At 66.3% G+C, this 12,416-nt stretch carries 14 protein-coding genes and 1 pseudogene; 9 read left to right on the top strand and 6 right to left on the bottom strand.

What is annotated here, in order from left to right; translation table 11 throughout:
• Nucleotides 1-360 precede the first annotated feature (360 nt).
• Nucleotides 361-1,557 (bottom strand): serine hydrolase domain-containing protein, encoded by a 1,197-nt coding sequence (locus ACGFJ7_RS46745; RefSeq protein WP_392649021.1) that lies wholly within the window; start codon nt 1,555-1,557, stop codon nt 361-363.
• Nucleotides 1,558-1,606: 49 nt separating this feature from the next.
• Nucleotides 1,607-2,125: a GNAT family N-acetyltransferase gene (locus ACGFJ7_RS46740; RefSeq protein ID WP_392649027.1), complete on the bottom strand. Its 519-nt coding sequence runs from the start codon at nt 2,123-2,125 to the stop codon at nt 1,607-1,609.
• Here ACGFJ7_RS46740 and ACGFJ7_RS46735 point away from each other — a divergent pair.
• A pseudogene (locus ACGFJ7_RS46735) lies at nt 2,045-2,218 on the top strand (sensor histidine kinase); the annotation flags it as partial. The gene ACGFJ7_RS46740 and the pseudogene ACGFJ7_RS46735 sit on opposite strands and share 81 nt — an antisense overlap.
• Nucleotides 2,215-2,850 (top strand): response regulator, encoded by a 636-nt coding sequence (locus ACGFJ7_RS46730; protein ID WP_392649024.1) that lies wholly within the window; start codon nt 2,215-2,217, stop codon nt 2,848-2,850. The pseudogene ACGFJ7_RS46735 and the gene ACGFJ7_RS46730, both read left to right, overlap by 4 nt.
• Nucleotides 2,851-2,999: 149 nt before the next feature.
• Here the strand turns inward: ACGFJ7_RS46730 and ACGFJ7_RS46725 are convergent, their stop codons facing one another.
• Nucleotides 3,000-3,578, bottom strand: coding sequence for a TetR/AcrR family transcriptional regulator (locus tag ACGFJ7_RS46725; protein ID WP_360256661.1), 579 nt, complete (start codon nt 3,576-3,578; stop codon nt 3,000-3,002).
• A gap of 48 nt (nt 3,579-3,626) precedes the next feature.
• Here ACGFJ7_RS46725 and ACGFJ7_RS46720 point away from each other — a divergent pair, with 48 nt between their 5' ends.
• Nucleotides 3,627-4,622, top strand: coding sequence for an alpha/beta fold hydrolase (locus ACGFJ7_RS46720; RefSeq protein ID WP_392649018.1), 996 nt, complete (start codon nt 3,627-3,629; stop codon nt 4,620-4,622).
• 256 nt (nt 4,623-4,878) lie between these two features.
• A complete protein-coding gene (locus tag ACGFJ7_RS46715; protein WP_392649015.1) occupies nt 4,879-5,427 on the top strand; it encodes a hypothetical protein in 549 nt (182 codons plus the stop codon).
• 543 nt (nt 5,428-5,970) lie between these two features.
• On the opposite strand, the gene ACGFJ7_RS46710 is transcribed toward ACGFJ7_RS46715, so the two are convergent.
• A complete protein-coding gene (locus ACGFJ7_RS46710) occupies nt 5,971-6,450 on the bottom strand; it encodes a hypothetical protein (protein WP_360256655.1) in 480 nt (159 codons plus the stop codon).
• A 13-nt stretch (nt 6,451-6,463) separates the two neighbouring features.
• On the opposite strand from ACGFJ7_RS46710, the gene ACGFJ7_RS46705 reads away from it, so the two are divergent.
• Nucleotides 6,464-6,715 (top strand): hypothetical protein, encoded by a 252-nt coding sequence (locus tag ACGFJ7_RS46705; RefSeq protein ID WP_360256653.1) that lies wholly within the window; start codon nt 6,464-6,466, stop codon nt 6,713-6,715.
• Between the two features lie 422 nt (nt 6,716-7,137).
• Here the strand turns inward: ACGFJ7_RS46705 and ACGFJ7_RS46700 are convergent, their stop codons facing one another.
• Entirely contained in the window at nt 7,138-7,623 is a 486-nt protein-coding gene (locus ACGFJ7_RS46700) for a hypothetical protein (protein WP_392649012.1), read from the bottom strand.
• 310 nt (nt 7,624-7,933) lie between these two features.
• On the opposite strand from ACGFJ7_RS46700, the gene ACGFJ7_RS46695 reads away from it, so the two are divergent.
• Genes ACGFJ7_RS46695 through ACGFJ7_RS46680 form a run of 4 tightly spaced genes read left to right on the top strand, consistent with a single transcriptional unit; the run spans nt 7,934 to nt 9,431 of the window.
• Nucleotides 7,934-8,551: a recombinase family protein gene (locus tag ACGFJ7_RS46695; RefSeq protein ID WP_392649011.1), complete on the top strand. Its 618-nt coding sequence runs from the start codon at nt 7,934-7,936 to the stop codon at nt 8,549-8,551.
• A 50-nt stretch (nt 8,552-8,601) separates the two neighbouring features.
• Nucleotides 8,602-8,844 (top strand): recombinase family protein, encoded by a 243-nt coding sequence (locus ACGFJ7_RS46690; protein ID WP_360256647.1) that lies wholly within the window; start codon nt 8,602-8,604, stop codon nt 8,842-8,844.
• Nucleotides 8,845-8,865: 21 nt separating this feature from the next.
• Nucleotides 8,866-9,045, top strand: a complete 180-nt coding sequence (locus tag ACGFJ7_RS46685) for a hypothetical protein (RefSeq protein WP_360256645.1) — start codon at nt 8,866-8,868, stop codon at nt 9,043-9,045.
• Nucleotides 9,046-9,065: 20 nt separating this feature from the next.
• Nucleotides 9,066-9,431: a hypothetical protein gene (locus tag ACGFJ7_RS46680; RefSeq protein ID WP_392649007.1), complete on the top strand. Its 366-nt coding sequence runs from the start codon at nt 9,066-9,068 to the stop codon at nt 9,429-9,431.
• Nucleotides 9,432-9,776: 345 nt separating this feature from the next.
• On the opposite strand, the gene ACGFJ7_RS46675 is transcribed toward ACGFJ7_RS46680, so the two are convergent.
• On the bottom strand, nt 9,777-11,981 hold the full coding sequence (locus ACGFJ7_RS46675; protein WP_392649004.1) for a DUF262 domain-containing protein: 2,205 nt from the start codon (nt 11,979-11,981) through the stop codon (nt 9,777-9,779).
• Nucleotides 11,982-12,416 lie beyond the last annotated feature (435 nt).

Below are 12,416 nucleotides of genomic sequence, written 5' to 3'. Positions count from 1 at the left end.
TTCTTCCCTAGACAAGAAGAGATGATCGATCAAGGGCTGTCCTCATGATCAGCCGGGGTCGATGCCGCACAGCTGCACGTTAAAACTCAAGCTAGTCGACTCTTGCGTCGCCGCGACTGGCCACAGAACGGAAGGTACTTGAGCGAGGCCCGCCCAAGTACCTTCCGTTGTCAGCTGTACGTCAAGATCCAGCCCGAGTCCCGGAGACTAGCCGTACTCGGAGGGGGTCGTCAGCGGAGCTGACCGTCACGGTGCCGGTCGGCCGAGGTGGTGACCTGCGGCTTTCCTGCGCGGGCGTACGCGGTCATCAACGTGGTCGCGCCCACGTCTTGCGGCCAAGCGGTGGTCAACGGATCTGCTTCAGTTGCACAGTGCGAAGTCGACGAACTGGACGACGTGGTCGGCCGCGGTCTGCGGGTCCGGTACCGCGCCGGGCAGGGCGGTGACCGCCACCGACGCGGCCCGGCCGTCTTCGGTGACGCCGTCGCGGGTCTCGTACCCGTAGATGTCTCCGCCATGGCCCCACATGAGCCCGCCGCAGCTGAGCGGTGTGCTGATCAAGCCGAGTCCGTATCGGGCGCCGGGCCACATCCCTGTGGCCGGGACGGTCTTGCGCATCTCGGCGAGCTGAGCCGGCCGGAGCAGCCGCCCACCGACCAGGGCGGAGAAGAACGTGTTGAGGTCGGCGGTGGTGCCGATGAGGCCACCGGCCGCCCAGGCCCACGACGGGTCGAGGATCGTCACGTCCCGCAGCGCGCCGCCCGGCGTGGCCGCGTGGTAGCCCCGCGGATGCGGCTCGCGGATGCCTTGGTCGCCGATGGCGGGGAGGTAGGTGTGCCGCAGGCCGAGCGGGCGGATGATGCGGCGGGTGACCTCCTCACCGTAGGGGCGGCCGGTGACCCGTTCGATGAGTAGCCCGGCCAGCAGATAGTTGGTGTTGCTGTAAGCCCAGCTCTGGCCGGGCGCGAAGTCGGCCTTGGCGCTCAGGGCCAGATCGAGCAGGTCACGCGGCGGGACGTACCGGTGCTGAACCGGGAAGATGTCCTTCGCCAGATAGGTCGTCGCGTAGTCGGGCAGCCCGCTGGTGTGCTGGAGAAGCTGCCGTAGGGTGATCCGGCGCCCGTCGATGCCGTCGCCGAGTACCAAGCCGGGCAGATAGGTTTCGATGGGTTCGTCGAGCCGTACGCGACCCTCGCCGACCAGTTGCAGCACGACCACCGCGGTGAAGGTCTTGGTGTTGCTGCCGATGCGGACCTGCCCACCGGGTCTGACCGGCTTGCCGGTACGGACGTCGCCCACGCCGGCCGTGTAGTCACGACCTCGCACGGTTGCCGACGCGCCGGGGAAACCGTCCTCGGCAACTAATCCCTTGAGGTGCGAACGGACGGCATCGCGGTTCGCGGCGACGGCTGGTGTGCTGCCTGCGATCACGGCACCCGCCGTCAGCAGCGCGGTCACAGCCACGCTGATGCGGCGTTCGGGGTGGTGGTGGAACACGGGAAACTCCTTGATCGTTCGGACTGATCGAGCATTGCGGGAATCGTTTCCGGCGGCCATGAGGCCATCTGGCGGGTCTCTGGGGGTGATAGCCCTACCTTCGGCGCGCTCAGTCGTCACCCAGTCGTACGTGCAGATGCATGTCGTGCCAGCCGTCGATGTGGCGGGCCTCGCGCCGCATGGTGCCCTCGTAACGGAAGCCGGTGGTCTCGGCGACCCGGCAGGACGCGGGGTTGGCAGTGGAGTGGGTCAGCGCGATCCGGTGCAGGCCCAGCGTGCCGAACGCCCAATCGGTCAAGGCGGACAGAGCACGGGACGCGAGACGTCGCCCGCGGGCCGCGGGCAGCACCCAGTAGGAGATCTCCGCGAAGCCGTCCGCCAGACGCAGCCGCCGGAAGCTGATCTGACCGGTCACCGCGGCGCCTTCGGTCACGGCCCAGCCTGCGCCCGTCTCGTCGTGCCAGCGGCCCGGCCAGTGGTCGATCCACGCCGAGGCTTGTTCCTCATCCATGGCGCGGAAATGCCACTGCCGGATAGCCGGGTCGGCATCCTCGTCCTGCAGGTGAGGGACAATGGTGTGGGCGGCGCGGACGCCTCCGCCGGGACCGGGCTGACCGGCCTCGCGGATCGGCTTGCCGTGCTGAACGGGCGCATGCGGATGTCCAGCCCACCCGGCGGCCCGACTCTCGTACTGATGGAGATCCCATGCCCCTTCGGGTGACCCTGGCCGAGGACTCCGCCCTCCTGCGCGAGGGTCTGGTGAGCATCCTCGGCCGGTTCGGGCACGACGTCATCGACGCGGTGGCGGACGCCGACGCGCTCACCGCAGCCGTCCATGCCCAGCGTCCGGACATCATCATCACTGATGTCCGGATGCCGACGGGCAACGCCAACGACGGGCTCCGGGCCGCCGTACGGCTGCGCCAGTCCTTCCCCGGCCTGCCCGTACTTGTCCTCAGCCAGTACGTCGACCAGTCATATGCGGCGCAGCTGCTGGACTCCGACGACGGCGATGGCGTCGGCTACCTCCTGAAGGACCGGGTCGGCGCGGTCGTAGAGTTCAATACCGCAGTGGAACAGGTCTCGGCCGGGCAGACGATCGTCGATCCGGAGGTGGTCCGCCAGCTGATCAGCAGGCGGCCGGATCCCAGGCAGCGGCTCACGGCCCGCGAACTTGAAGTTCTGGCGCTGATGGCACAGGTCCGGTCCAACGACACGATCGGCAAGCGCCTGCACGTCACGGACGCGGCGGTCAACAAGCACATCGGCAACATCTTCAGCAAGCTCGACCTACCGACCACAACCGACGGCCACCGGCGAGTGCTTGCAGTGCTGGCCTACCTGCGGAGCTGACCCGCCCTGTCACCAGGCACTCCGCTGTGGGAGCCGAGGCATGGTCGAATCCACGGCTGGGACATGCAGGCCGCTTCCGCCGTCGTCCGCCTCCTACGGGCGCTGGACCTGAGACCGTTCGCGGGCGGCGTTCGCCTCGGCTCGATCGGTTACTGCGCCGGCAGGCTGTCGAGGTGGTGCCGTAATTCCGCGACGGCCCAGCCGGGGCCGAGTGCCGGGTCGTGGACCAGGTGGAAGGCCAGGCCGTCGAGCAGGGCGTGCAGGCGGCGCGCGTGCTCGGTGAGCCGGGGCCGTGGCATGTCCATCAGCATCCCGAGCAGCGATTCGCAGGCCGTGGCGATGAGGGCGTGCGAGGCGGCGAAGGCCGTCCGTACGGCCGGGTTGGTGAAAGCCAGCGCGCCGACGGTGAGGAAGACCTCCGTCTCGGCCCGCCGCTCGGCGTCGAGGGGAAGAAGCTGCTGGAGGCACTGCTCGACGTAGTCGTGCACCTCGCCACCGGTCGGCAGCGCGTCGAGGCGGCCCTGCACCCGGTCGCCGACCACCTGGAGGCAGTAGGCCCGCAGGGCGTCCTGGGTCGGGAAGACGCGGCGGAGCGACGCGGTGGCCAGGCCGGCCTCGTCGGCGACGTTGCGCACCGACAGGGCGAGGAGGCCGTCGCGGGCCAGAACCCGCCAGGCGGCGTCGGCGATGTCTTGTTCGCGCTGGCTGTGGTCGATGAGCCGGGGCATGCGACGAATGTACACGACCGTGTTAGCATAATTTTTGTGAACACACTCGTGTTAAAAAAGCGTCGTTGGCTTCTCCTGCTCCTCACCCTCCTCGTGCTGGCGCCGATCGTGGCGGTGGCGGTGGAACGGATCCAGGTCGCCGTCGGCCGGGCGGCCCATCCCATGCCGGGCCAGCTGGTGGACGTGGGCGGACACCGGCTGCACCTGATCCGGCAGGGCAGCGGCGGCCCCACCGTCGTCCTGGAAGCCGGCAGCGGCGAGGCCGCCTCCTCCTGGCAGACGGTGGCGGACAGCCTGGCCCCACAGACCACCGTCGTGCGGTACGACCGCGCCGGCTACGCCTGGAGCGAAGCCGCCGACACCGCGCGCACCGGCGAGCACGTCACTGCCGAACTGCACGCCGCCCTGGCCGCCGTCAACGCCCCGAAGCCGTATGTGCTCGTCGGCCACAGTCTCGGCGGTCTCTACGCCCGCGAGTTCGCCCAGCGGTACCCGGCCGACGTCGAGGGCCTGGTCCTCGTCGACGCCCGCCCCGAAGACGACGCCCGGCGGACCGCGCCGCTGCTGTCGGGCGGCACCCCGGCCACCGCGCTACCGCCCTGGATCCTGGCCAGCCTCAAGGCCGTGGGCGCGTTGCGCGCCGGCGGCGGAGCCCTGCTGGACGGCCTGGTGCCACCCGACCAGCGCCGCGAGTTCCTCGACGTGACGGCGGCGCCGTGGAGCTACTTCGCCACCAAACAGCGCGAGGCCGACCTCATCCACCTCACCGAGGACGCGGTGCGAGGCCAGAACCTGCAAGACCTTCCGGTACGGGTCATCGCGCGCGGCCGGCCCCAGGACTACGAGGCGGCCGGCATCGACGCCGCCACCGGGGCCGAGCTCGAGCGGATCTGGCAGGACGGCCAGCGCCGGCAGCTCACGATCTCCCGGCGCGCGAAGCTGATGGTGGCCGAGCGCAGCGGTCACCTCGTCCCGCTCGAACAACCCGGCATCATCGTCGAGGTCGCCCGCGAGGTCATCGCCGAGGCGTCGGCTTCACGGTAGGCATCGGCCTCGTGCAACCTTGAGCCGCGCGAAGGGGCCAGGGTGGGTGTGAAACAGGACAGCAGTTCGGACGGGTCCGAGCGCGATGAGCAGTTCCACGAGCTCGTGGCCGATCGGCGTAAGTGGCTGCTGCAGACCGCACGGCTGCTGACGGCCGGCGATCCGCACCTGGCAGAGGATCTCGTGCAGACGGCGCTGACCAAACTCTATGTCTCCTGGGCCGCGTACCGGCGGGCGGACAACCCGCCTGCGGCGCTTGGCCGGTCCCGCCGACGACACACCGGCCGGCGTCATCGAGGACGACCTGGCTCGCAGACGCCGCGCCGTCCGGCGCAACCGGTTCTTCCGGGTAGCCGCCGGGTCGGCGTTCAGTGTCGCGGCCGTCGCGGCCGCCCTGTCGCTGGGGCCCGGGCTGGTCGGCGGCCCCGCCGAAGACCCGCCCACCGTGGCGCGGAGCGCTGACGGCGCGGCCGCGGGTATCAAGCTGGTCAGTTACACCGGGGAGCAGCCCCGCCTGTTCACCATCGACACGGTGCCGCAGGGGTTCTTCATCCAAGCCCAGAACGAGTACGAGCTGGTCATCGCGCCGGAGCAAGCCCGGACCCCCGACCCGGCCAAGCCGCAGCTGTCCGATCCCAAGGTCTATACCGACAAGATCGCGGTCTACCTGCAGAGCAAGGACTTCACGGTGGAGCCCACCGGTGACGAACAGTTCACGATCGGGAACAAGCCGGCCGCGCTGCGTTCCATCCATACCGACGACGGGACCCCGGACGAGGGAACCATCCCATCTCACTGGACCTGATCCGGTCGCCTTCGTCGCGGACCGATTCAGCGTCGGGCTCGGACCACCTCGTATGGTCTGCTCGCCGCTGCGCCGGGACCGGGCCAGGACTACCGCAGCACCCAACCCCGCCGGCCCACCCCGACGATCACCACGTCGTATCCTTCGCCGGCTTGCTTCACCATGGTTCTGCCTCTCGTCCCCGTGCGCTGATACGCAGTGCTCTCGAGCGACGATGCAGCGACTTCTCCAGGCTGACAACAAAACTTGCGGGGTTGGCAAACTGGTTCCACACGGACGGACCTCAACGAGCTGCCAGCTGCCTCCAGCAACAGTTTCGCGCCGGTCAGCTATCGAAAGCTCTAGGTCTTGGGTGGAACCTCACGAGACTTCGGACAGAAGTCAGCCCGGCATCGATAACCGGTTTTCGACCCACTGCTCCGTGGACTCCGCTGGCAAGGCGAACGCCGTCCGGGGAGAACTCAGACGCTGGCTTCGACGAGCTTATGGCGAACTAAGGAAGCGTACGATTTAGGGCTTGAGCCGTGCTAAAACTAAAGGCTGTCAGGCTCGACGCCATCTGGCGCGGGTGTCACCCGACTTGGAGCTGCACTTCATTAAGGTGCCAGCCGGGGTGTGGCCGTGGGCACCTTCGGGAGAGCAGAATGCGCCGGGGTGCACGTTTTTCACGGAGTCGCTGTCCGCCGGACCGTCGGCGCCCTTCATGGCTTCGCGCCACGCGCCGGCGTGGGGGTGCGACGGGCAGAGCAAGAGGACGCCGCTGTACAGGGCGATCTGGTCGTCGGCCATGCCGAAAGTGCCGGAGAGGTAGACGTCAGTGGAGCTGGCCGAGGCGCACTCCTGGACCAGTGCCGTGATGTCGGACTCGCCGTTGTCGGCCTTCTTCAGGGCTTGCTTCTGAAGAGGCGTGGTGGCTTTCACGACCGTCTCCGGACTGCCGCTTACCGCCGAGATGTCACAGGCGTACTCTTCAAGTTTCCAGACGGCACGGAAGTCGTAGATGCCTTTGGCGTCGGACGTCACGGTGAACGTCTGAGTGCTGGTCTGGAGTTGGTCTGTCGAGCAGGTCAGTTCGATGCTGTTTTTCGGCGGCGCCGAAACGGACGGGGTCGATGACGGCGAGGCGCTGGCCGACAGTGAAGCGCTGGCCGACGGCGCGGCGCTGACTTTACTAGGCGTGGCAGCGGCGGCCGTGGACTGCGGTTCAGGGGTCGACCCACTCGCACAGCCGGTGACGAACAACGTCACGGTTGCCATCCCGGGAATCAGTAGCCGGCTGATGGCGTGAGGCAGGCGGGGCATAGTTTGGGCTCGCTCCTCGTTCGCGGCTGGCGACTCGGCGGCCATCTTGTCGCACCGTTCAAGGTTCAAGTATCGACTCGGCGCCCGAAGTTGATCACCGATGGTTCACAATCGTCTATCTGATCGGGGGATGCTCTGCAACGACGGTCTGTCAATGAGCGGAGTCGGGTGGTGGCCAGGCCGGCTTCCAGCCGGTGCAGTTGATTGCCCACTGGGCGTGGATCCGGTTTGGATTCGGCCCCGCGTCGACAAGGCGGTAGCCATATGGGACCGCTGCCGAGGTGACGACCCTGCTCACGCAGCTGAACAGCCATCGCCTGAGTGGTCCACCGCCACGTCCGCAGCACGCCTAGCCCGAGTTGGGACTTGCTCGTCCAGCGGGCGTGGGCGTGCCTGGGGTGGGGTCTGTCAGCGCTCGTAGGGCGACTTGTAGTTCGTTAGGTCGGCTTTCCCGGCGCAGTTCGCCATGATCGGCGTGACAGCCTCTTTGCCGGCTTGAAACTGGATTTCGCTGCTATCGCCAGCCGTCAGCCTGCGGTGGATCGCGTCGAGCGGATAGACCAGTTCGCCCGCCAGTGCGGCCGTCTCGGTGTCCAGGTACGGCATCGCGGCGCTGATCTTGCCGGAAAGAGCCTGGAACTCGTCAGCCGTGGTGGGCTTGCCCTGGCTGTAGGCGCTGACCAGGTTGATCCAGTCGACGGAGCCTTCAACTGCCTGCTGGCATGCCTGGTTTATCGTCATCGCCTGGACCGTCGGGGACGGTGACGTTGTCGTCGGGGCTGCGGAGGTTGCCGGGGCGGTCGAGGCGGCTTCGGCCGGAGCCGTCGGAGTGTCGGAGCCGCCGCAGCCGCCGACGGTGAAGGCGATCAGGGCGGCCGCGGTGAGGGCGGTCATGCGGGGCGGGGTCACGCTGTTCTCCGGTTGAAGGTGCTGGGCAAGGCGACGGTACGAGCCCGCGTCGACTCTAGTTGATCTTGGAACGCGGCAGATCGTCCGTTCAGACATGGGCGTCAACAAAGCCGACTGGAACATGGAGTAACGGCCGGACGCCGCCAGCCGGGACGCCGAAAACCGTCTAATCTCCTCGCGCGGGTGACGGTGTGTCGCTCGCACTGGGGATCGAGGCGCATTTACGCGTCATCGTCGCCGGCATGCTGTGTCTCTTCGGCATCGACGTTGTCTTCCTCGGATCGAGGTGACGTCCATGCCGGAATCCTGGACCGACTCCGATCGGCCGGACGATCTGTTCACAGCGTGGCTCGATCAGACACCAGGCCGGACCCGTGGCCGCGGGCATCAGAAGCGGGAGGATCCGGGTCCGATTCGGTTTGCTTTCTACGGTCGGATGTCGACGACGGGCTATCAGGATCCGGTGTCGTCTCGGCAGTGGCAGTGCGACAACGCGGTCAGGCTGATCGCCGGCTACGGCGTGATCGTGGCCGAGTTCTTCGACGCGGGCTACTCGCGCAGTCTGCCCTGGCATCAGCGTCCCGCCGCTGCGAAAGTGCTGACGGAGGCGGTGCGGGGTGATCGCAGGTTCGACGCGGTGGTGGTGGGGGAGTACGAGCGGGCCTTCACGGCAGGGCAGGCCTACCAGGTGATCCCTTATTTGCAGGGGTATGGGGTGGCGGTGTGGCTGCCGGAGGCGGACGGGCCGATCGATTTGGACGAGCCGGCTCATCAGGCGTTGCTGACGTTGCTGGGTCATCAGTCGGAGCGGGAGGTCCTGCGGTTTCGGATGCGGACGACGACGGCGATGCGGGCGCAGGCTCGTGATCAGGATCGGCATCTTGGTGGCGGCCGCCGTACGGGTATCGGCTGATTGACGCCGGGCCGCATCCGAACAAGACGCATGCGGCGTGGGGGAGAAGAATGCATCGCCTCGACGTTGATCCGCCGGCCGCGGCCCATGTGCGGTGGATCTTCGCGCGGCGGCTGGCCGGAGTCAGCACCGCGGGGATCGCCCGCGAGTTGAACGAGCGTCGGATCCCCTCACCGGCGGCTCACGATCCGATCCGTAATCCCCACCGGGTGGGCACGGTGTGGACGTTGCGGACGGTCGCTGCGATCCTAGGCAATCCGCGGTACACCGGACGGCAGGTATGGAACCGGTAGCGTACGAACCATCACGAGAGCGTGCCTGGCGACAAGCGCTCGAGCCTTGGCATCACCCGAGACTGGAATCGGCGCTCGGACTGGATCATCTCCGCCCGGCTGACCCATCCGGCGCTGATCAACGACGCCGACTTTCTGGCCGCCCAGCAGGTCAGCGCGGTCAGCGTGCCGGCGATAACCGTGTCCGTCGTTATCGGCTGACGGGGTTGCTGGTTTGCGGGATGTGTGGTCGGCGGTTGGAGGCGCATTGGGTTCATGGCCGGGCGGGATATCGCTGCCGCCACGGTCACAGCAGCGCTCGCCGCCAGGGGGAACGGCTGCGAGCGATCTACTGGCCCCAGCAGCGCATCCTGACCGAATCCTTGCACCAACTTGTCGCCGTCGGCGTGCTGACGCCCTCGACAGGTGCCACGGAACTCGTTGCTCATCTCCGCGCAGCCGACGCCGTGATCATCTGCGCGGCAGGTCAGCTCCGCATCGCGGCGCACAACGGCGAGACCGGATCATCGCAAGCGGCCGCTCCGCGGATCCCCGCTCAGAGGAAGGATGCAGAAAACCCCCACCACATCCATCCCCGAAAGGAATGAATCTGGTGGGGGTTAACGTGTCCGGAGGGGGATTCGACCCCGTAAATAGCGCACCCATGCATAGCATGTGTGCTCATGCCCCTATGATACACATCCCCGGGCCGCACAATCGAGCCGCGTTTTTGCCTGCGCTGCAGAGTCTGTTTCTGTTCATCCTTAAGGCGCGCAGGCCTCACGGAACGCAGGTCACGCTGCTCGATCGTTCCCGCGTGTAGGAAATATTCGGATTTAGATGTGGCTGGCAGGCTGTAGCGGTTTGCGCTATCAGCACGGTCGGACGTGGTGCATCCTCAGCCTTGACCATGCTGATGGGGTTTGTCGCTGGCGATGCGTGCTGATTCGGCATCATCGCTTTGGCGTGCTCTGCGGCCTGCCTTCGTTGCGTAGTTGTCTCAGTGAGATGTGGCTGCCGTCAGGACGCTCAACGTGCCAGAACGGCATGCCGTCGGTCTTCTTGCCGGTGACGGCTCGGGCCGCGTCGTCGGCTTTGCGGAACACGTCGCCGGTTGGCAGTCTGAGCTGTCCGTCGGACTGGATCAGCGCTGTCTTCTCAACTCCGTCAGCATGGCCGACGACCGAGGTATTCGGCGCGAGGATCCCTTTGCGCATCATTAGCTGGATGTCAGTTGGTCGGGTGCGTGGCGTGCGCGTGGCGCTGCTGGCCGGCAGTGGGGACGGGGTTGGTTCGGGAGCCACGCTGTCTGGTTCCGCCTCGATGGGCGGGTATCCGAGCGCCTTCCTGCCCCAGGTGGCGACGCAAAGTCGGCGGTAGAGTTCGGCCCGCACGAGGACGGCGGCTCCCAGGTCGGTGTTGTCGGCCAGGGGGCGCAGGTGCTGCTTGAGGTCGTTCCGTTCCATGAACGACCGGATGGGTTTGATGTTCAGGTGGTAGTCGGAGTGCATGCAGCGTAGGAGCAGGTTCTCGCTTCGGTAGACCTTAATCTTTTCGGGGACGGTCTTGTCTTTGATGCTCATGTTGACGGTGGCTTTGAGTAGCCCCAGGACTCCGATGCGGTTGCGCAGGAGGCGGAAGTCGATCGGATCGGTGATCTCGGGGTGGCGTTCCTTTTTGTCGGCGAAGATGTGTTCGATCTGCCACAGCTTAGGATTTAGGTATTCCGTGACGAGGTTAGGTTCGTTCCATCCAGTTTGGGCGAAGGCTGTGATCCTGGCGAGGAGGTATCGGACTTGAACGGAGTTCGTCCCCCGGAGCTGGTAAGTGAGAATCGCATTGAAATCGTCATCGTCCGGTAGGGCATCGGTGAGTGCGGCGCGCACATCCTGCGGAGATTTACAGTCTCGTAAGCTCGGAATGAGCGTTTGTGAGAGCTCATCGAGAGCTGCGGCGTTGGCAGGGTCGTCGTTGATGACACGGATGACATACCAGCGGTCGATGAAGTTCGCTATGAGTGCGGCCTTCTCCTTAGCTGTTTCTGCAGTGTCTGCTGGGCGAATGGCGGCCAGTATTATGTCCATCTGGTTGGTCAGGCCGTTGTATTCGTTGTAGTACAGGGCTTGCAGATTGTGATGGGTGTCGAGGGTTCGGGAAGCGCTGAGGAAGGTCCGGTATATCCGGGCGAGGCTGATCAGTTGGTCGACGAAGGTGAAGTACTCGTCGGCCTCGGCGAGATGAAGCACCTCCGTGGCGTGGCGGCGCACCCACAGGTGTAGTTCCCGGCTGATTCCCTGCAGGTCGTCGCTGGATGAGATGCGTGCGTATTGGGCGATGAGCGCGGCCTTGATGAAGCGGGTCGGCGCGCTGTCATCGTCGCGGGCGATCGTCAACTCGGCCAGCATGCTCCGCCAACGTAGGTTGAGTTCTTCCTCGCCTCCGCCGACGTGCGACAGCAAGAAGCTTTTCAAGAGGTCGATGGGGGTGAGTCTGGTCCCGCGGTCGTTCATCGACTCGAAGATGCGGAACCCGCTGTCCCGGTCTGGAGCTCGGATGCCGACCAGGACCACCCGGGACAAGAGCCATTCGACGAAGCTCGCCAAGTCGCCGGCGTCGAGGCGGCTGTCGAGTAACTCGCGCAGTTCGTCGCTGCGTACAGACAGGTTTCGTAGCGACAGCGATGAGCCGGCATCGGGCTTGAAGTCGTGGCCGTCGTACCAGCGCTGAAGGGCTCTGCGGCGTTCCTCGATGTCGATGCGGAAGCGCCACCCGCCTTCGGGTGCGGCGAAGCGGATCACTCGGTTGAGCTTGTCCTCGGCGTCGCGCCGTTCGAGGGCGCGTGCCTGGTGGTGGAGGTGGATGAAGATCAAGTGCAGGACGGTGAAGCGTTGCTGACCGTCGACGAGGAATCGGACGCCACGTCGCACGTCGTGATAGACGAAAGGCCCCAGGAAGTAGGGTTCGGCGTGGCGCATGCCGCGCCGGGTTCGGTGGTCCTTCCTGGCCAGCCGGAACTGTGAGATCAAATCGTCGACGAGGGTACGGACGTCTTCTGCGGACCATGCGAATTCGCGCTGGTAGTAGTCGATGTCGTAGGACCAGCGCTCGAACAGGTCCTGAAGTTCGAATGCTTCGCCTTCGATCTTGGCAGCGCACATCCCGAGCAGGCTCCGATCCGTTGCATCGGACCACACGCGTAGAGCGACCGTCCGATCCACTGACTGTTACCTATCATGGATCGACGCAGAACGCGACGTCGCTTCGTCTATTTCCGGGGCCTTGGCGGTGCGCCGCGCGGACGGCGGTCGGCTAGTTCGGTGGGTGCCTGGCACGTCTAGGACCGGGACTGCGGTGCTGCTGGACCGCGGGAACGGCGGATCCGCGTCGTGGATAAGTGTCGCTCGTGAGGTGTGCGCGAGCTACTGCAGCTTCTGCTGGTGTTCGCAGGAACTCCAGCTGGGTCAGGCCAAGCGGCGTGGTGGCGCCAGGTTGAAGCTCGCCGGCGAGGGTGCTGTAGAACTCGATGAGCTGACTGGGGGAGGGTGTCGGCTCAGCGGTCCCCTCGCTCGGCGTCCCGGCGTTAGGGTCGACGC

Source organism: Actinoplanes sp. NPDC048988 (assembly GCF_043197815.1).
Taxonomy (GTDB): domain Bacteria; phylum Actinomycetota; class Actinomycetes; order Mycobacteriales; family Micromonosporaceae; genus Actinoplanes.
Note: the sequence above shows the minus strand (reverse complement) of the source record. Positions and strands in the feature narration are given on the sequence as shown.

Bases quoted from the DNA above. Each gene is read 5' to 3' on its own strand.
- ACGFJ7_RS46745 (WP_392649021.1), bottom strand. From the start codon at position 1,557: ATGGCCGCCGGAAACGATTCCCGCAATGCTCGATCAGTCCGAACGATC.
- ACGFJ7_RS46725 (WP_360256661.1), bottom strand. From the start codon at position 3,578: ATGCCCCGGCTCATCGACCACAGCCAGCGCGAACAAGACATCGCCGAC.
- ACGFJ7_RS46700 (WP_392649012.1), bottom strand. From the start codon at position 7,623: ATGACCGCCCTCACCGCGGCCGCCCTGATCGCCTTCACCGTCGGCGGC.
- ACGFJ7_RS46695 (WP_392649011.1), top strand. From the start codon at position 7,934: ATGCCGGAATCCTGGACCGACTCCGATCGGCCGGACGATCTGTTCACA.
- ACGFJ7_RS46690 (WP_360256647.1), top strand. From the start codon at position 8,602: ATGCATCGCCTCGACGTTGATCCGCCGGCCGCGGCCCATGTGCGGTGG.
- ACGFJ7_RS46680 (WP_392649007.1), top strand. From the start codon at position 9,066: ATGTGTGGTCGGCGGTTGGAGGCGCATTGGGTTCATGGCCGGGCGGGA.
- ACGFJ7_RS46675 (WP_392649004.1), bottom strand. From the start codon at position 11,981: ATGTGCGCTGCCAAGATCGAAGGCGAAGCATTCGAACTTCAGGACCTG.